The 16,424-nt window shown below is 72.5% G+C and carries 17 protein-coding genes; 6 read left to right on the top strand and 11 right to left on the bottom strand.

What is annotated here, in order from left to right:
- Positions 1 to 4 precede the first annotated feature (4 nt).
- Positions 5 to 904: a LysR family transcriptional regulator gene (locus ACZ6C1_RS24415; RefSeq protein ID WP_469243250.1), complete on the bottom strand. Its 900-nt coding sequence runs from the start codon at positions 902 to 904 to the stop codon at positions 5 to 7.
- Between the two features lie 71 nt (positions 905 to 975).
- Between ACZ6C1_RS24415 and ACZ6C1_RS24420 the strand changes: the two genes are divergently transcribed.
- Positions 976 to 2,094, top strand: a complete 1,119-nt coding sequence (locus ACZ6C1_RS24420; protein WP_469243251.1) for a TDT family transporter — start codon at positions 976 to 978, stop codon at positions 2,092 to 2,094.
- Here the strand turns inward: ACZ6C1_RS24420 and ACZ6C1_RS24425 are convergent.
- Positions 2,012 to 2,737, bottom strand: a complete 726-nt coding sequence (locus ACZ6C1_RS24425; protein ID WP_469243252.1) for a helical backbone metal receptor — start codon at positions 2,735 to 2,737, stop codon at positions 2,012 to 2,014. The two genes, ACZ6C1_RS24420 and ACZ6C1_RS24425, sit on opposite strands and share 83 nt — an antisense overlap.
- Positions 2,737 to 3,279 carry a helix-turn-helix domain-containing protein gene (locus tag ACZ6C1_RS24430; RefSeq protein ID WP_469243253.1) on the bottom strand — a complete coding sequence of 181 codons (543 nt, stop codon included), beginning with the start codon at positions 3,277 to 3,279 and terminating at the stop codon, positions 2,737 to 2,739. Before ACZ6C1_RS24430 ends, ACZ6C1_RS24425 begins: the two co-directional genes overlap by 1 nt.
- 190 nt (positions 3,280 to 3,469) lie before the next feature.
- Here ACZ6C1_RS24430 and ACZ6C1_RS24435 point away from each other — a divergent pair, with 190 nt between their 5' ends.
- Positions 3,470 to 4,375, top strand: coding sequence for a 5'-3' exonuclease (locus ACZ6C1_RS24435; protein ID WP_469243497.1), 906 nt, complete (start codon positions 3,470 to 3,472; stop codon positions 4,373 to 4,375).
- Positions 4,376 to 4,422: 47 nt separating this feature from the next.
- Positions 4,423 to 5,274: a siderophore-interacting protein gene (locus tag ACZ6C1_RS24440; protein ID WP_469243254.1), complete on the top strand. Its 852-nt coding sequence runs from the start codon at positions 4,423 to 4,425 to the stop codon at positions 5,272 to 5,274.
- Positions 5,275 to 5,649: 375 nt separating this feature from the next.
- Here the strand turns inward: ACZ6C1_RS24440 and ACZ6C1_RS24445 are convergent, their stop codons facing one another.
- Positions 5,650 to 6,405 carry a MerR family transcriptional regulator gene (locus ACZ6C1_RS24445; RefSeq protein ID WP_469243255.1) on the bottom strand — a complete coding sequence of 252 codons (756 nt, stop codon included), beginning with the start codon at positions 6,403 to 6,405 and terminating at the stop codon, positions 5,650 to 5,652.
- A 202-nt stretch (positions 6,406 to 6,607) separates the two neighbouring features.
- On the opposite strand from ACZ6C1_RS24445, the gene ACZ6C1_RS24450 reads away from it, so the two are divergent.
- Genes ACZ6C1_RS24450 through ACZ6C1_RS24460 form a run of 3 tightly spaced genes read left to right on the top strand, consistent with a single transcriptional unit; the run spans position 6,608 to position 8,965 of the window.
- The gene (locus ACZ6C1_RS24450; RefSeq protein WP_469243499.1) at positions 6,608 to 7,564 is read left to right on the top strand and encodes a hypothetical protein; all 957 of its coding nucleotides are present in this window, start codon (positions 6,608 to 6,610) and stop codon (positions 7,562 to 7,564) included.
- On the top strand, positions 7,561 to 8,016 hold the full coding sequence (locus tag ACZ6C1_RS24455; RefSeq protein ID WP_469243256.1) for an ABA4-like family protein: 456 nt from the start codon (positions 7,561 to 7,563) through the stop codon (positions 8,014 to 8,016). The genes ACZ6C1_RS24450 and ACZ6C1_RS24455 overlap by 4 nt, the downstream gene beginning before the upstream one ends.
- A gap of 4 nt (positions 8,017 to 8,020) precedes the next feature.
- Positions 8,021 to 8,965: an ADP-ribosylglycohydrolase family protein gene (locus tag ACZ6C1_RS24460; RefSeq protein ID WP_469243257.1), complete on the top strand. Its 945-nt coding sequence runs from the start codon at positions 8,021 to 8,023 to the stop codon at positions 8,963 to 8,965.
- A gap of 259 nt (positions 8,966 to 9,224) precedes the next feature.
- Here the strand turns inward: ACZ6C1_RS24460 and ACZ6C1_RS24465 are convergent, their stop codons facing one another.
- The 7 genes from ACZ6C1_RS24465 to ACZ6C1_RS24495 form a co-directional block, all read right to left on the bottom strand.
- Complete coding sequence (locus tag ACZ6C1_RS24465; protein WP_469243258.1) at positions 9,225 to 12,047, bottom strand: DEAD/DEAH box helicase; 2,823 nt, start codon at positions 12,045 to 12,047, stop codon at positions 9,225 to 9,227.
- Between the two features lie 154 nt (positions 12,048 to 12,201).
- A complete protein-coding gene (tatC, locus tag ACZ6C1_RS24470) occupies positions 12,202 to 13,158 on the bottom strand; it encodes a twin-arginine translocase subunit TatC (protein WP_469243259.1) in 957 nt (318 codons plus the stop codon).
- 64 nt (positions 13,159 to 13,222) lie between these two features.
- Entirely contained in the window at positions 13,223 to 13,507 is a 285-nt protein-coding gene (gene tatA / locus ACZ6C1_RS24475) for a Sec-independent protein translocase subunit TatA (protein ID WP_469243260.1), read from the bottom strand.
- 211 nt (positions 13,508 to 13,718) lie between these two features.
- Positions 13,719 to 13,916, bottom strand: a complete 198-nt coding sequence (locus ACZ6C1_RS24480; protein WP_469243261.1) for a hypothetical protein — start codon at positions 13,914 to 13,916, stop codon at positions 13,719 to 13,721.
- A gap of 20 nt (positions 13,917 to 13,936) precedes the next feature.
- Positions 13,937 to 14,182: a hypothetical protein gene (locus tag ACZ6C1_RS24485; protein ID WP_469243262.1), complete on the bottom strand. Its 246-nt coding sequence runs from the start codon at positions 14,180 to 14,182 to the stop codon at positions 13,937 to 13,939.
- Positions 14,183 to 14,456: 274 nt separating this feature from the next.
- Positions 14,457 to 15,413: a helix-turn-helix transcriptional regulator gene (locus ACZ6C1_RS24490; RefSeq protein WP_469243263.1), complete on the bottom strand. Its 957-nt coding sequence runs from the start codon at positions 15,411 to 15,413 to the stop codon at positions 14,457 to 14,459.
- A 16-nt stretch (positions 15,414 to 15,429) separates the two neighbouring features.
- On the bottom strand, positions 15,430 to 16,386 hold the full coding sequence (locus ACZ6C1_RS24495; protein WP_469243264.1) for a helix-turn-helix transcriptional regulator: 957 nt from the start codon (positions 16,384 to 16,386) through the stop codon (positions 15,430 to 15,432).
- Positions 16,387 to 16,424: the final 38 nt, after the last annotated feature.

Raw genomic sequence — 16,424 nt, forward strand, 5'->3', positions numbered from 1 at the left:
GCGCTCAGCCCCGCGCCAGGGACAGCAGGTCGCGTGCCGGGCCGGTGGGGAGGGGGCCCGTCGGCCAGACGGCGCGGAGGGCGCGGCGGAGGTGGACGCCCTCCACGGGGACCTCGACCAGGCGGCGCGACGACAGTTCCTCGGTGACCGCCAGCTCGCTGAGCACCGCCGGTCCCGCTCCGCTGATGGCCGCCGCCTTCACCGCCGTCGTGGACGCCAGCTCCATCAGCGGATCGGCGAGCCCCCCGTGCTCCGCGAGCGCCGCGTCCAGTACCTGGCGGGTGCCCGAACCGTACTCGCGGAGCACCAGCGGGGTGGCCGCCAGTTCCGCGGGCGTCAGCGGGGCGCGGCGGCGGGCCCACCGGTGGGACGGGGCCGTGACCAGCACGAGCCGGTCGTGGGCGACGACCGCCGCGTCCAGCCCTTCCGGGACGGCGAGGCCTTCCACGTACCCCAGGTCCGCCTCCCCCGCCAGCAGGCTGGCCGCGACGACGGTGGAGTTGCCGGCCTGGAGGGAGACGGCCGTGTCCGGGCGCTCGGCCCGCAGGGCGATGAGCCAGCCGGGCAGCAGGTACTCGGCGATGGTCATCGAGGCCGCCACCCGCAGCCGCGAGTCCCGCCGGTCGCGCAGCGCCTGGGCGCCCGCGTCGAACGCCTCCGCCGCCTCGACGACGCGCCGCGCCCAGTCGGTGACCAGCGCGCCCGCGTCGGTGAGCCGGGATCCTCGCGGGGAGCGGTCCACCAGGGCGACCCCCAGTTGCCGTTCCATGGAGCGGATGCGGCTGCTGGCGGCCGGCTGGGTGATGCCGACCTCTCGCGCGGCCCGGCCCAGGCTGCCGTGCCGGGCGACGGCGAGAAGCAGCTCCAGGGCCCCCAGGTCGGGCACACGATGCGACAGGCTCATAAATTCAGTTTATGGGGTCATAGGGGCATGATCTCTGGTGGGGCACATGGGCCCAGGTCAGGGTGGGCTTCATGGCAACCCTCGCACCGCCCCGTCTCCCGCTCCCCCGCGTCACCCGCACCGCGGCCGTCCGGCACCTCGGCCCCAACTGGTACGCGACGGTGATGGGCACCGCGATCGTCGCCAACGCGGGCGCCACGCTGCCCGTCCGGGTTCCGGGGCTGCGGACGGCGTGTGCCGCCGTCTGGGCGCTGTCCCTGTTGATGCTGGTCACCCTGCTCGCGGCGCGCGCGGTGCACTGGGCGCACCACAGGGACCAGGCCCGGGCCCACCTCCTGGACCCGGCCATTGCCCCGTTCTACGGGTGCCTCTCCATGGCGCTGCTCTCGGTGGGCGGCGGTGCCGTCGTGGTGGGCCGGGACTGGATCGGTCCGGGCGCGGCGGTGGTTCTGGACGCCGGCCTGTTCGTGGCGGGCACCGTGATCGGTCTGACGGTCGCGGTGACGATCCCGTACCTGATGGTGGTGCACCACAAGGTCGAATCCGCCTCACCGGTGTGGCTGCTGCCCGTCGTGGCGCCCATGGTGTCCGCGGCGCTCGGGCCCCTCCTCGTGCCGCACCTTCCGCCGGGCCAGTGGCAGCGGACGCTGCTGATGTGCTGCTACGGGATGTTCGGGCTGAGCCTGCTGGCGACGCTGGTGATGCTGCCGCTGGTCTTCGGCCGGCTGATGACCGGCGGCCCGCTGCCGCTCGCCCTGACGCCGACGCTGTTCCTGGTGCTCGGGCCGCTGGGCCAGTCCACGACGGCCGCCACCAAGTTCGCGGACGCGGCGCCGGGCGTCCCGTACGCGGGCGAGATCGCCGTGCTGTACGGAGTGCCCGTGATGGGCTTCGCCCTGATGTGGCTGGCGCTCGCCGGGGCGATGGTGGTGCGGGCGCGGCGCCGCGGCATGGGGTTCGCGATGACGTGGTGGGCCTTCACGTTCCCGGTCGGGACGTGTGTGACGGGTGCGCAGGGGCTGGCGCAGCACACCGGGCTGGCGGCGCTGCGGTGGCTGGCGGTCGGGCTGTACGTGCTCCTGCTGGCGGCGTGGCTGACGGCCGCCGTCAGGACGGCCCGTGGACTGGCCGGCGGAGTGCTGCTCGCAGCTCCGCCGGTGCCTGGGCCAGCGACGGTCCGTACCAGGTGAGGTGCCGCCCGTCGACCAGGGCGGCGGGCAGGGCGCCGAACGCCTCGGGCCCGTCGTCCGCGGTGAAGCGGTACGGCTCGTCCGGCAGGACGACGAGGTCGGCGCCCGAGGCGCGCAGCTCGTCGAGCGGGACGCGCGGGTAGCGGTCGGGGTGGTCCGCGTACACGTTCCCGACGCCGAGGCGGGCCAGCAGGTCGCCCGCGAAGGTGTCGCGGCCCAGCACCATCCATGGGCGGCGCCAGATGGGCACCACGGCCTCGCGGTACGGATCGGGCGTGACCGCCGCCCAGGCCGCCTCGGCCTCGTCCAGCCAGCGCGGCCGGGTCCGCACGCCACAGGCCCGCAGGACGCGGTCCAGTTCGGTGAACGCCCGGTCCAGCGCCCGGATCTCGGTGACCAGGACGTCCAGTCCGGCGGCGCGCAGGGCGGCGAGGTCGGAGGCCCGGTTCTCCTCCTCGTTGGCGACGACCAGGTCGGGGCGGAGGGCGACGATCGCGGCGACGTCCGGGTTCTTGGTGCCGCCGATACGGGTGACGTCGAGCCCGGCGGGGTGAGTGCACCAGTTCGTGGCACCGGCCAGCAGGCCGGGGGCCGTGACGGCGACCGCCTCGGTGAGGGAGGGGACGAGCGACACGACCCGCATCAGGTCGTCGTCTCGATGTGCGCGGCGACCGAGACGACGAGGATGCGGGTGTGGGCGTCGCCGGCCCGCCAGCGGTGGCGGACGCCGCCGGAGAGGTAGAGCGTGTCACCGCGCTCCAGCCGGTACGCCTGGCCCTCGGCCTCCACCTGGGCGGTGCCGTCGGCGACGTACAGCATCGCGTCGTTGCGCAGCACCAGCTCCCGTCCGGCGTCGTGCTCGCCGGTGAACTCCTCGGCGTGCATCTGGTGCTCACCGCGCACCAGGGCGCGGGCGCCGGGCCGGCCGGGATCGTCGGCGGCGCGTACGACGTCGACGGTGCGCGCCGGGTCGGCGGCGTCCAGCAGCGCCACGGTCGTGGTCTCCAGGGCGTCGGCGATCTGCTGGAGCGAGCGCTCGCTGGGCCGGGCGCGCTCGTTCTCGATCTGGCTCAGGAAGGGCACGGACAGCCCGCTGCGCTCGGCGACCGCGGCGAGGGTGAGCGCCATGGCTCTTCGCCTCCTGCGGACGGCCACGCCCACCCGGAGCGTTTCCTTCTCGTCCATCTCTCGGCTCCCTCCCTCTGCGACCACCTTACGCAGCGGCGGTACCACCGAGTAGCGCAACCGGAGGGAAAGGCGCGAAGGTGCGGTGCCCGTCCGTCGACGGCCTCCGTGCCCGGTGACCTCGTCGTGACGCGGCGGCGGCCGCCTGTCAGTGGGGTGCGGCATGATCGGGGATGTGACGCGACGCCTGATGCTCCTCGACACCGCTTCCCTCTACTTCCGTGCCTATTTCGGGGTTCCGGACTCCGTGAAGGCGCCGGACGGCACGCCGGTCAACGCCGTGCGGGGGCTGCTGGACTTCATCGCCCGCCTGGTCCAGGACCGGCGGCCGGACGATCTGGTGGCCTGCATGGACGCGGACTGGCGGCCGGCGTGGCGGGTGGAGCTGATCCCGTCGTACAAGGCGCACCGGGTCGCGGAGGAGACGGAGGTGGGACCGGACGAGGAGGAGGTCCCGGACACACTGTCGCCCCAGGTCCCGGTGATCGAGGCCGTGCTGGACGCGCTGGGCATCGCCCGGGTGGGCGTCGCCGGGTACGAGGCGGACGACGTCATCGGCACCCTGACGGGACGGGCGACCGGCCCGGTGGACATCGTGACCGGCGACCGGGACCTGTACCAGCTGGTGGACGACGCCCGGGGCGTTCGGGTGCTGTATCCGCTCAAGGGCGTCGGCACGCTCCAGGTGACGGACGAGGCGTGGCTGCGGGCGAAGTACGGGGTGGACGGGCCGGGGTACGCGGACCTGGCGCTGCTGCGCGGTGACCCGAGCGACGGGCTGCCGGGGGTCCCCGGCATCGGCGAGAAGACGGCCGCCAAGCTGCTGGACGCGTACGGCGACCTGGCCGGGATCATGGCGGCGGTGGACGATCCGGCGTCGAAGCTGACGCCCGCGCAGCGCAGGCGGCTGGACGAGGCCCGGGGCTATGTGGCGGTCGCGCCGAAGGTGGTCCGGGTCGCCGGGGACGTACCGCTGCCGGAGTTCGACCCGGCGCTGCCCGCCGAGCCGCGCAACCCGGCGGGGCTGGAGAGCCTGGCGGCGCGGTGGGGACTGGGCGGATCACTCGACCGGCTTCTCACCACTCTCCGCACCTGAGGTGTTAACTTAGGCTTGCCTAAGCAACCAACACCCGGGAGACCACCGTGGCGGAACAGCCGACCCGCAAGGCACCCCAGGCGCGGGAAGCACGTGTCATGCACATCGAGCGGCTCACGCCGCACATGGTTCGCGTCGTCCTCGGCGGCGACGGGTTGGACGGGTTGGCCGCGGACGAGTTCACGGACCACTACATCAAGCTGATCTTCCCGGCGCCGGGGGTGACGTATCCGGAGCCGTTCGACATGACGCGGATCCGGGAGGAGTTCCCGCGCGAGCAGTGGCCCACGACGCGCACGTACACGGTACGGGCCTGGGACCCGGCCCACCGGGAGCTGACCGTGGACTTCGTCGTCCACGGCGACGAAGGGCTGGCCGGCCCGTGGGCGGCACGGGCCCGGGTGGGCGAGACAGTGCGCTTCCTGGGACCGGGCGGTGGCTATGCGCCGGACCCGGCGGCCGACTGGCACCTGCTGGTGGGCGACGAGAGCGCGCTGCCCGCGATCGCCGCGTCTCTGGAGCGGCTGCCGGAGGACGCCGTCGGGCATGCCTTCATCGAGGTCGAGTCCGCCGACGAGGAGCAGAAGATCGCGGCCCCGCCCGGCGTGGAACTCCGCTGGCTCCACCGCGGCGGCCGACCGGTCGGCGAGGCGCTCCTGTCCGCGGTCCAGGGCCTGGACTTCCCGGCGGGCGACGTGCACGCCTTCGTCCACGGTGAGGCGGGCTTCGTCAAGGAGCTGCGCCGCCACCTCCGCCTGGAGCGCCAGGTCCCCCGCGAGCGCCTCTCCATCTCGGGCTACTGGCGGCTGGGCAAGACGGACGAAGCCTGGCGCGCGATCAAGCGTGACTGGAACGAGCAGGTGGAACGGGAGCAGGAAAACCCGCCGACCGCCGCCTGACACCCCCTGCCCGAGCGGGCCGCGTCACGGGAATCCCCGGACGCGGCCCGCTCGCGTTCGCCCCGGAGAACGCCGCCCCGAGCACGGCCGATCGCGGCGGCGGGGAAACCTGATGCCGCCGGACACGTACCGCGCGGCCGGCCGGGCGGTCACGGTCCTGCACGGTCCCTGACGGCGCTCGCCGCGCACGACGCGCACCGGAACCGCCGGGGACGCGGGCGGCGCCGCGCCGCCGGAGGGGCCACCGGGGCACGAGCACCGACACCGGAGCGGCCGCCGGGGGCACAGGAACCCCGCGCGGGCACGGCCGACGCGCACGCGCCGCCGAAGCGGACGCCCGGGCACCGGCGGCCGGCGCACCGCCGTCCCGGGCTGTCATACGGCGCCCCGGTCGCCCTCCTGCCTGACGCCCTCCCCATTGCCGTTCACATCGCCGTCCGCGCCACCATCACCGTCCCCGTCCCCGTCCCCGCCCGCGCCCGCGCCACCGTCCCCGTCCCCGTCCCCGTCCCCGTACGCATGGGCCGACGCGTCCACGTGCGCGAGCCGTCGCAGCGCCACCAGGACCGCGTCACCCAGCACGGTGCCAACCACCGCGCTCTCCACCAGGTCCTCCCGCTTCGCGTTGCGCGCCACATACGCCAAGTCGGCGGCGGCGACCTTCTCGGCGGCGTCCGCGTAGTCGTCCAGCAGCTCCGCGAACGCCCCGTGACCCACGCGCCGGAGCGCCGCGAGCGCACCGGCGAGCGCTTCGCCCTGCGGACTGTTCACGTTGGCCCGCCAGCCGCGACTCGCGACGAACTCCGCCACCGTGGCGCGTGCCGCGTCGAGATCGTCGTCGGGTTCGGCGACATGGCGCGGCGCGAGGCGGTCGGCAGCCTTGCCCAGCACTTTGTGCACCGGACGGTCGGCGTCGTCGACCGCGTCGAGGACGTCCCGGATGGCCGCCACCGAGAGCCCGCCCACCTCCAGCAGGGCACGGATGAGCCGCAGCCTGCGCTCGTGCGACGTGTCGTAGCTGGCCTGGTTCGGGCTGCTCAAGCGCCCCGCCGGGAGGAGTCCCTCCCGTACGTAGTACTTGACCGTCGGCACCGAAACGCCGGTCCTGCGGCTCAACTCGCCGATGCGCACGCCGCGCTCACCTTCTTCGTCCTCGACTTCGCCCTTGCCAACTCGACCCTCATCATAGATAGTCCCACTATCAGATAGCGGAGAGTGCCACTATCCATTCACCGGGGGTGCAGGGTCCATGTCCGTTCCCGTGTCCGTTCCCATGTCCGTCACCGGCCGACTTGCCGGCCTCCACCGGCCGTTGACGGTCTTCTCCGGAGCGATGGTGGTCCTCGCCGTCGTGTCCGCGATCGGCCTGGCCGTCGACGACCGCGTCCTCGTGGGCTCGGCGATCTGGGCGAAGCCCTTCAAGTTCGCCGTCTCGTTCGTCGCCTACTGCCTGTCGCTCGCCTGGATGCTCTCGCTGCTCCCCCGCTTCCGCCGGGTGGGCTGGTGGGCCGGGACGGTCGTCGCGGCCGCGAGCGCGGTGGAGATGGCGCTGATCACCGGCCAGGTCGTCCGGGGCAAGCGCAGCCACTTCAACCGCGAAACCGCCTTCGACGCGGCGCTGTTCGACGCCATGGGAGTCACCGTCGTCACCCTCTGGGCCGCGACGGTCGTCATCGCCGTACTGCTCTTCCGCGCCCGGCTCGCGGACCGGGCGTCCGCGTGGGCCATCAGGCTGGGCGCGCTGCTGGCACTGGTCGGCGCGGGGCTCGGGTTCCTGATGACGCAACCCACGCCCGCCCAGCAGCGCGGCGTCTCCACGACCGTCGGCGCGCACAGCGTCGGCGTCCCGGACGGCGGCCCGGGCATGCCGCTCACCGGCTGGTCGACGACCGGCGGTGACCTGCGCATCCCGCACTTCGTGGGCATGCACGCCCTGCAACTGCTCCCGCTCCTGGCCCTCGCCCTCCTCGCCCTGGCACCCCGCTTCACCCGGCTGCACGACGGCCGGGTCAGGGCGCGCCTGGTGCTGGTGGCTTCGGCGGCGTACGCGGCGCTGCTGGCCCTGCTCACCTGGCAGGCACTGCGCGGCCAACCGCTGGTGCACCCCGACGGCGCCACCCTCACCGGGGCGGCACTGATCCTCACGCTGACCAGCGCGGCGACGGGGGCAGTCCTACGGCGCCCGCGCCCCGCCCCCAGCAACCCCTCGCCGGATCTCCCCCCGCCCGGCAACCCCACATCCGCCCTCACCCCCGTACCCCCTTCGACCGAGCCGGAGCACGCCGCATGAGTGTCTTTCTCTTCGAGCTGTCCTTCTACCTGGCCGCACCGGTCTGGCTGTTGATGATCCTGGCGCCCAACTGGTCACCCACGTCACGGATCGCCGCCTCGCCGCTCACCGCCGTCCCGATCCTGCTGGTCTACCTGGGTCTCGCCGTGTCGGTGATCCCCGAACTGTGGGCCGCCGTCCGCGAGCCCGACCTGGAGACGTTCCGCGCCCTGACGGCCCTTGCCGACGGCGCCGGGGCCATCTGGGCGCAGGTCATCGCATGGGACCTGCTGATCGGCCAGTGGATGTTCCTCGAGGCGCGCCGCCTCGGCCTGCGTCCGGTGGTGACCGGCCCGCTGCTGGTCCTGACGGTCCTGCTCTCCCCCATCGGGCTGCTGCTCTTCCTGGCCGTGCGCGCGGTCAGGCAGCGCGGCCGCGCCCCTGAGCGTGCCGACCGTCCCGTTCTACGCTGACCCCATGTCAACCACCCACCGCACCGGCCGCGTCGTCGGAACCGTCCTGGGTTCCGCCGTCGGTGACGCGCTCGGCGCGCCCTTCGAGTTCGGCCCGCCAGGTGTCCACTCCGCCCGCTTCCCGGACGGTGTCGGCGAGATGAGCGGGGGCGGTGGCTGGGATCCGGGCGAGGCGACGGACGACACGCAGATGGCCGTCCTCGTCGGGGAGTCGCTGCTGGAACGCGGCGGGCTCGACCTTCCGGACGTCTTCGGCCGGTTCCAGAGGTGGGCGGCCGGCGGGCCGAAGGACATCGGCTTGCAGACCGAGGACGTGCTGACGAACGGCCGTCCGTGGGACCTCGCGGCCGCGCTCCACTTCCAGGTCACCGGGCACGCGGCGGGCAACGGTTCGCTCATGAGGGCGGCCACGTCCGCCGTGTACTTCGCGGGCGCCGGGCGCGACGGGACCATGGAGGCGGCGCGGCGGCTTTCGGCACTCACGCACGGCGACCGGGCGGCGTGGGAGGGCACGGCGGTCCTGCACGAGCTGCTGCGGGTCGCCCTGGACGGTGCCGACCCGTCGGCGGCGGTACCGGACGCCCTCGCCGCCGTCCACCCGGACCACCGGGAGCGGTGGGCGACCGTGCTGGCCCCGGACTGGCACCCGGACCTGGCGACGGAGTTCAACGGGGCGGTGTGGCCGTGCCTCGGCTCGGCGCTCTGGGCACTGCGCACGACCGGCTCCTTCGAGGACGCCCTGGCCACCGCCATCGACCTGGGCGGTGACACCGACACGGTCGCGGCCGTCACGGGGATGCTGGCCGGCGCGGTGTACGGGGCCGAGTCCATCCCGGCCCGCTGGACGGCCCCGCTGCACGTGCCGCTGCCGGGCCACGGTGACCGGGTGCTGCGCACACCGGAGCTGACCGCCCTGGCCGAGGCGCTCGCGGGCGGCCCTACGCGGTGACACCGAGCCGCTCGCGGGCGGCCCTACGCGGTGACGCCGAGGCTCTCGCAGGCGGCTCCCCCACCATGACGCCGAGCCGCTCACGGGCGCCCCTCACAACACCGAGGGCCCGGCGGGGGAAACCCTGCCGGGCCCTGCGTACAGCGCAGGCCGGATCGACCCGGCCCCGGGGCGAAACCGCCTGCGCTGTAAAATCACCCCGCCCCAGGCCCAGCCCGAACCAAGGCCGACGCCCGGGCCCATCCGGCCGGGGTTCGGGTCACCCCACCGAGCTGTAGGCGACCACTCCTCGCAACAGGGCGTCGACCGCCTTGCGGGCGTTCTTGGCGACCGTGCTGTTCTCCCTCGGCGCGGCCGCCGCGATCTGACCGAGGACGTCGATGACCTGCTTGCACCAGCGGACGAAGTCGCCGGCGGGCATCTCGGCCTCGCGCAGCACCTCGTCGAGGCCCTTGTCGGAGGCCCACTGGTACGCGGCCCAGGCGAAGCCCAGGTCCGGTTCGCGCTGGCCGACTCCCTCGGCCTGGTTGATCCGGAACTCCTCCTCCAGGGCGTCCAGCCGTCCCCAGATCCGCACCATCTCGCCCAGCGCCGCCTTGGCCTTGCCCGACGGAAGCTTCGGCGCGACGGCGTCGTCCGACTGCCGGGCCTCGTAGACCAGGGCCGAGACGCACGCGGCCAGTTCGGCCGGGTTGAGGCCCTCCCAGACACCGTCGCGCAGGCATTCGCTGGCGAGCAGGTCCAGCTCGCCGTAGAGCCGGGCGAGCCGTTTGCCGTGCTCGGTGACCTCGTCACCGCGGAGGTAGTCCATCTCGGTCAGGAGCGCCACGATCCGGTCGAAGGTGCGGGCGATCGTGTTCGTACGCCCCTCGATCCGCCGCTCCAACTGCCGTGTGTCCCGCTGGAGCCGGTGGTACCGCTCGGCCCACCGCGCGTGGTCCTCCCGCTCGTCGCACCCATGGCACGGGTGCGCGCGCAACGCGGCGCGCAGGCGGGCGATCTCGCGGTCGTCGGCGGCCTCCGAACGCTGCTTGCGGCGCCGCTCCGGGGCTATGTGCCCGGCCTTGGTGCGCAGCGCGGACGCGAGGTCGCGCCGCGACTGCGGGGAGCGCGGGTTGAACGACTTGGGGATGCGCATCCGCTCCAACGGCTCGACCGGCACCGGGAAGTCCATCGACGCGAGTCGCTTGACCTGCCGTTCGGCGGTGAGCACGAGCGGACGGGGCCCGTCGACGTGCTCGAAGCCCCGGTGTCCGTTGGAGCGCCCGGCCGGCAGGCCCGGGTCCAGCACCAGCGCCAGCCCGGCGAACTTGCCGGTCGGCACATGGATCACGTCACCCGGCTTCAGCCGCTCCAGGGACGTGGCCGCGGCCGCCCGGCGCTGCGCGGCGCCCTGCTTGGCCAGCTCGGTCTCACGGTCCTTCAGTTCGCGGCGCAGCCGCGCGTACTCCTCGAAGTCACCGAGGTGGCACGTCATGCCCTCCCGGTAGCCCTCCAGGCCCTCCTCGTTCCGCTGGACCTGGCGCGAGATGCCGACCACCGACCGGTCCGCCTGGAACTGTGCGAAGGACGTCTCCAGCAGCTCGCGCGAGCGGTGCCGGCCGAACTGGTCGACCAGGTTGACCGCCATGTTGTACGAGGGCTTGAAGCTGGAGCGCAGCGGATACGTACGTGTTCCGGCGAGGCCCGCGAGGTGGCCGGGGTCCATGCCGCGCTGCCAGAGCACCACCGCGTGGCCCTCGACGTCGATGCCTCGCCGCCCGGCTCGCCCGGTCAGCTGGGTGTACTCGCCCGGGGTGATGTCGGCGTGCTGCTCGCCGTTCCACTTGACCAGCTTCTCCAACACCACCGAGCGGGCGGGCATGTTGATGCCCAGCGCGAGCGTCTCGGTGGCGAACACGGCCTTGACCAGGCCCTGGACGAACAGCTCCTCGACGACCTCCTTGAAGGTCGGCAGCATGCCCGCGTGGTGCGCGGCGATGCCCCGCTCCAGGCCTTCCAGCCACTCGTAGTACCCGAGGACGTTGAGGTCCTCGGTGGGGATCGAGGCGGTGCGCTCCTCGACGATCTCCCGGACGCGGGCGCGTCCCTCCTCGTCGTTGAGGCGGAGTCCCGCGTACAGGCACTGCTGTACGGCGGCCTCGCACCCGGCCCGGCTGAAGATGAACGTGATGGCGGGCAGCAGCCCCTCGGCGTCGAGCCGCTCGATGACCTCGGGCCGTCCGGGCGTCCAGATCCGCGACCGCTGCCTCCGCTCGCGCTCGCGGTCGGCCTCCCGGCCGCGGCGCCGGTCACGGCCGTTGAACGACGGCCGCGAGTTCTCCATGCGCGCCAGGCGGACCAGGTCGGGGTTGACCTCGCGCCGGCTGGATCCCCGGCCGCCGTGGTCGGTCTCCTCCTCGAAGAGGTCGTAGATCCGGCGTCCCGCCAGGACGTGCTGCCACAGCGGAACGGGCCGGCTCTCGGAGACGATCACCTCGGTGTCGCCACGGACCGTGTCGAGCCAGTCACCGAACTCCTCGGCGTTGGACACGGTCGCGGAGAGCGACACCAGCGTGACGGACTCCGGGAGGTGGATGATCACTTCCTCCCAGACGGCGCCACGGAACCGGTCGGAGAGGTAGTGCACCTCGTCCATCACCACATAGCCCAGGCCCCGGAGCGACTGCGAGCCCGCGTACAGCATGTTGCGGAGCACCTCGGTGGTCATGACGACCACCGGTGCCTCGGAATTGACGCTGTTGTCACCGGTGAGCAGGCCGACCTTGCCGGGTCCGTACCGCTTGACCAGGTCGGCGTACTTCTGGTTCGACAGCGCCTTGATCGGCGTGGTGTAGAAGCACTTGCGGCCCTGCTCCAGGGCGAGGTGCACGGCGAACTCACCGACGATGGTCTTGCCCGAGCCGGTGGGTGCCGCGACGAGTACCCCCTTGCCGGCCTCGAGGGCGCGGCAGGCCTCGATCTGGAACGGGTCCAGCTCGAAGTCGTACAGGGCGCGGAAGGGAGCGAGCGCGGTTGCCTGCTCGGCGGCGCGGAGCCGGGCGGCCGCGTACGCCTCCGCGGGTGTGAGTTCTTCTGTCATCTTGCTATCGAGCCTACCCGCCGGCACTGACAGTCAGCCGATCTTTAATCAGCACGACAGCCCGTGACCGGGGGCGTACGCGCCGGAACGAACGAAGGCCCTCCGGACGTGGGGAGGGCCTTCGTTCCGCATGGGCGTGCGCCGGGCGCACGCGTCAGGTGATGTCGTCGTACCCGCTGCCGTTCAGCCGCTGCGAGCGGCCGCCGTCCGCTTGTTCGGGCAGCGCGGGGGCGGACGGGACGGGCTCGACGGCGCCGATGGTCTCGGGCGTGAGGTCGAGCTCGGAGGCTTCGTCGTCGGCGAGGCCCCGGTCGGGGTTCGTGAGCTGTCGCCGGCGGTCGTTGAGCAGCGAGACGCCGACCGCGATGAAGTAGAGCACGGCCAGCGGACCGGCCAGCAGGATCATCGACAGCGGGTCTCCGCCAGGCGTCGCGATCGCGGCGAACGCCGTCAGGCCGATGATCATCCCTCGCCACCAGCGCAGCATGCGCCGCCCGGTGAGGACACCCGTGAAGTTCAGCAGGATCAGCAGCAGGGGCAGTTCGAAGGCCAGACCGAAGACGATCACCATGCGGGTGATCAGGTCCAGGTACTCGTCGAGCTGAATCAGGTTCTTCGCGCCGTCCGGCGTGAAGCTCAGCATGATCTCGGCCGTCTGCGGCAGGATCGTGTACGCGACCCACCCACCGAGGACGAAGAGCGGGACGCCGATGGCCGCGAAGCCGAGCGCGTAGCGCTTCTCCTGCTTGTGCAGTCCGGGGGCCACGAACGCCCAGAGCTGGTAGAGCCAGACAGGGGTGGCCACCAGGACGCCGGACATCAGCGCCACCTTCAGCGCGATCGTGAACGGCGACAGCAGGCCGTTCGTCGTCATGTCCGCGCACGGCCGGCCGTCCCTCGTGACGACCCGGCCTCCCGTACAACCGACCGACTCCAGGATCGGCTTCATCAGGAATTCGAAGATGTCCTTCTGGAAGAAGGCCGCGACGATCACCGCTACCGCTACCGCGACGACCGACTTCAGCAGCCGGTTACGCAGTTCACGCAAATGATCGACAAGGGGCATCCGCCCCTCGTCGTCCTTCTCCCGCTTGCGGGCAGACTTGAGCAACCCACTTCCCTTGTCTCGTGCGATTGCGGCAGCCGTCGGCGTAATAACGCTCAGCGCGTGTGCGTCAGCTCTTGGTGGTGTTCTGCTCGGCGACCGGGCGGGCGCTGCTCACGTCGCCGGGCGCGGCCTGGATGGTGCGCGGGGCGGGCTGCTGCTGGGCGGTCGTGTCGGTGGTGGACGCCGGGGCGGACTCGGCGTCGTCCTTCTTCATGGCCTTGGCCTCGCTCTTGAGAATGCGAGCCGACTTGCCGAGCGAACGTGCCATCTCAGGAAGCTTCTTGGCACCGAAGAGCAGCAGGATGACGACGATGATCAGAACGATCTCGAGGGGCTTCAGATTGCCGATCATGTGACTTCCTTCTCACTGAGGCGGCTGGGGGAGCGGGATTTGCCTGGGCGACCGGACGGCTGTCCGGTCCCATGCTGCAAGGATCGTAACTCGCACGGGTAAACGTCGGGCAATCCCTGTGCATACTCCGCGTTCCCGGCAGGAGCCTCAACACCTGCGCCGGGACCAGCAGCGTACCTCTCGCGCCCGGGCCCGAGGAGACCCGCCGTCGTCACCGCAAACTGTCGCCGGTGCGGGCCAGATCGGTGGCCGCGCGCTCCAGATCCTCGGCGGCGCGGTTTATCCGCTGTGTGGTGTGGGTCACTTGGCGGCCGAGGCGCTGTGCCTCGATGAACACCCGGATGCCGAGGATGCCGAGGACGGCGATACCGAGGAACCCCAGGGCGATGGCGAGCATGGGCCAGAACATGCGCAGAGCCTAGACGACGCTCAGACGGTGGAGTGGAGGCGCAGCGTCCGCACGCCGCCGACCGTGAGGAGTTCGACGATGCGCTCACCGGCGGGCTTGCGTACGGCGGAGCCGCATTCGGGGCAGGTGAAGGAGTAGAAGGTGGTCCGGCGGCTGGCACCGATGGCGAGGCGCAGGGACCCGGCCGAGAGCTCGAAGCGGGCCTGGCACTCGGGGCAGGCGGCCTTGAAGAGGACCGCCGACGGCGACGAGACGGTTCCGGGCATCACGGACAATTCCCTCAATTCCTCAGTGATTGCCTATGCGGCTCAACTGGCTCGATTCCGCCTACGCGTTCCCGCCAGGCCTTCCAACCGCGCGTTCCACCCGCGTGCCCCGCCGACGTGTTCCGCCGGTGTGTTCCACCCGCGTGCCCCGCCGACGTGTTCCGCCGGTGTGTTCCGTCGGCAGGTTCCGCCGATGCGTTCCCGTCGGCGTGTTCCGGCAGCCCCGCGTTCCGGCCACGCGTCCGCCCCGCTCGTCGCGTGTCACTCGCCCCGCCTACTCCTGGCCGTCGTACGCGGCCAGCGCCTCGCACGCCGCCTGCCGGGCGCTCGCCGCCACCTCCGGCGGGGAGACGATCCGCCCCTCCCGCCCGAGGCGCAGGGCGAGCCGCCTGAGCGACGCCGGGTCCGGCGTACGCAGGGTGATGCGCAAGCCGCCGTCGGGCAGTTCCTCCGCGCTGTCGTGGGGGTAGTACTCCGCCACCCACCGGCCGCCCGGCCCCACCTCGACGACGACCTCCGGATCGTCGGCCGAAGGCTGCACCAGCCCCTCGGACAGGTCGCGCAGCTCGATCTCGGGCGGCGCGGACACCTCGTCCAGCAGCCGGATCTCGGCCACCCGGTCCAGGCGGAAGGTCCGGCGCGCCTCGGACAGGCGGCACCAGGCCTCCATGTAGGTGTGGCCGACGGCGAACAGCCGGATCGGGTCGACCTCCCGCTCGGTCAGTTCGTCCCGCGCGGGCGAGTAGTAGCGCAGCCACAACCGGCGGCGCTCCGAGATCGCCCGGTCGACCTCGGCGAACACCCCGCCCTCGGACTCGAAGGTGACCGACAGCCGGGAACTGGCGCCCGCCGCCTCCCCCGCCGCGGCCTCCAGCTTCGCGGTGGCGCGCAGCAGCGCCTCCCGGTCGCCCTCCCGCAGCCCGGGCAGGGTGGCGACGGCCCGCGCCGCGACCAGCAGCGCGGTCGCCTCGTCTGCGGCGAGCCGCAACGGCTCGGCGACGTCGTCCGGGTTGTGCCACCAGATCTGCTCGCCGTCCGTGTCGATGTCGAGCAGGTCACCGCCGCGGAAACTGGTTCCGCACATGGGCAGTACGTCGAGGTCGGAGATCAGCTCGTCCTCGGTGATGCCGAACGCCCGGGCGACGTCCCCGACATGGGCGCCGGGGCGCTCGCGCAGGTAGGTCACCAGGGAGAGCATCCGCCTGGTCTGGTCGATCGCGTTCGCGGCCATCGTTCGTCCGGCCCCCTCAGCCCTTGGCCACGGCACGCAGCCGGTCCACCACATCGGCCCGCAGATCGGCGGGTTCCAGTACGACGACGTCCGGACCGAACTCCACGAGCCAGGCGTCCAGGCCGTGCCCGTACGGAATCTCCAACTCGTCCCAGCCGTCCCCCAGTTCCCGCACCGACAGGGCACGGGCGCGCAGCGGGTAGCCGCAGTCGGTGCGCAACCGGATCCGGGCGGACCGGGTCGCGGTCTCCCCCGCCCAGCTCTCGACGGTCTCGCGGACGGTCGACACGTCCGGTACGGGGGCGGTGAAGGCCCCGGCCCGGGAGCGGACCTTGCCGGTGATCCGGGAGAGCCGGAAGACCCGCTCGGCGCCGCGCTCGCGGTCCCATCCGGCCAGGTACCAGTGGCCGCGCCAGCACTCCAGGGTCCAGGGCTCGACGTGACGGGTCTCGGGGCGGGCGGCGTTGGCCTTGCGGTACTCGAAGACGACGGGGCGCCGGTCGCGGCAGGCGAGCATCAGCGGTTCGAAGGCGGCCTCGTGGACGGGGATGCGCGGTTCGAGGGCGCTGTGCGGGGTGTCGTACGTGTCCTCCGCCTCGGGCATGCCGGCGGCACGGAGCTTCTGGAGGGCTCCGCTGGCGGCACCGGCGAGGCGGGCCTGCTGCCAGACCTTGGCGGCGAGTCCGAGGGCGGCGGCCTCCTCGGCGTCGAGCTGGATCGGCGGCAGCCGGTTGGAGTCGCGGCGGGCGAGGTAACCGGTCTCGCCGTCGAGGTTCTCCACGGTCTCGATGACCAGGCCCAGCTCGCGCAGATCGTCCTTGTCCCGCTCGAACATGCGGTTGAAGGAGTCGTCGGAGCCGGCTTCCAGGTAGGCCTCGATCGAGCCGCGCAGTTCCCGCTTGCTGAGCGGGCGCCGGGTTCCCAGCAGGCACAGCGCCAGATTCATCAGCCGCTCGGCCTTGGCAATGGCCATCGACGCCCTGCACCTCTTCTTATGGAGTCACTTTTCCC

The organism is Streptomyces sp. NPDC041796 (assembly GCF_055590785.1).

Bases quoted from the DNA above. Each gene is read 5' to 3' on its own strand.
- ACZ6C1_RS24495 (WP_469243264.1), bottom strand. From the start codon at position 16,386: ATGGCCATTGCCAAGGCCGAGCGGCTGATGAATCTGGCGCTGTGCCTG.
- ACZ6C1_RS24430 (WP_469243253.1), bottom strand. From the start codon at position 3,279: ATGGACGAGAAGGAAACGCTCCGGGTGGGCGTGGCCGTCCGCAGGAGG.
- tatA (WP_469243260.1), bottom strand. From the start codon at position 13,507: ATGATCGGCAATCTGAAGCCCCTCGAGATCGTTCTGATCATCGTCGTC.
- ACZ6C1_RS24465 (WP_469243258.1), bottom strand. From the start codon at position 12,047: ATGACAGAAGAACTCACACCCGCGGAGGCGTACGCGGCCGCCCGGCTC.
- ACZ6C1_RS24415 (WP_469243250.1), bottom strand. From the start codon at position 904: ATGAGCCTGTCGCATCGTGTGCCCGACCTGGGGGCCCTGGAGCTGCTT.
- ACZ6C1_RS24480 (WP_469243261.1), bottom strand. From the start codon at position 13,916: ATGTTCTGGCCCATGCTCGCCATCGCCCTGGGGTTCCTCGGTATCGCC.
- ACZ6C1_RS24490 (WP_469243263.1), bottom strand. From the start codon at position 15,413: ATGGCCGCGAACGCGATCGACCAGACCAGGCGGATGCTCTCCCTGGTG.
- ACZ6C1_RS24450 (WP_469243499.1), top strand. From the start codon at position 6,608: ATGGTGGTCCTCGCCGTCGTGTCCGCGATCGGCCTGGCCGTCGACGAC.
- ACZ6C1_RS24425 (WP_469243252.1), bottom strand. From the start codon at position 2,737: ATGCGGGTCGTGTCGCTCGTCCCCTCCCTCACCGAGGCGGTCGCCGTC.
- ACZ6C1_RS24455 (WP_469243256.1), top strand. From the start codon at position 7,561: ATGAGTGTCTTTCTCTTCGAGCTGTCCTTCTACCTGGCCGCACCGGTC.
- ACZ6C1_RS24460 (WP_469243257.1), top strand. From the start codon at position 8,021: ATGTCAACCACCCACCGCACCGGCCGCGTCGTCGGAACCGTCCTGGGT.
- ACZ6C1_RS24485 (WP_469243262.1), bottom strand. From the start codon at position 14,182: ATGCCCGGAACCGTCTCGTCGCCGTCGGCGGTCCTCTTCAAGGCCGCC.
- ACZ6C1_RS24435 (WP_469243497.1), top strand. From the start codon at position 3,470: ATGCTCCTCGACACCGCTTCCCTCTACTTCCGTGCCTATTTCGGGGTT.
- ACZ6C1_RS24420 (WP_469243251.1), top strand. From the start codon at position 976: ATGGCAACCCTCGCACCGCCCCGTCTCCCGCTCCCCCGCGTCACCCGC.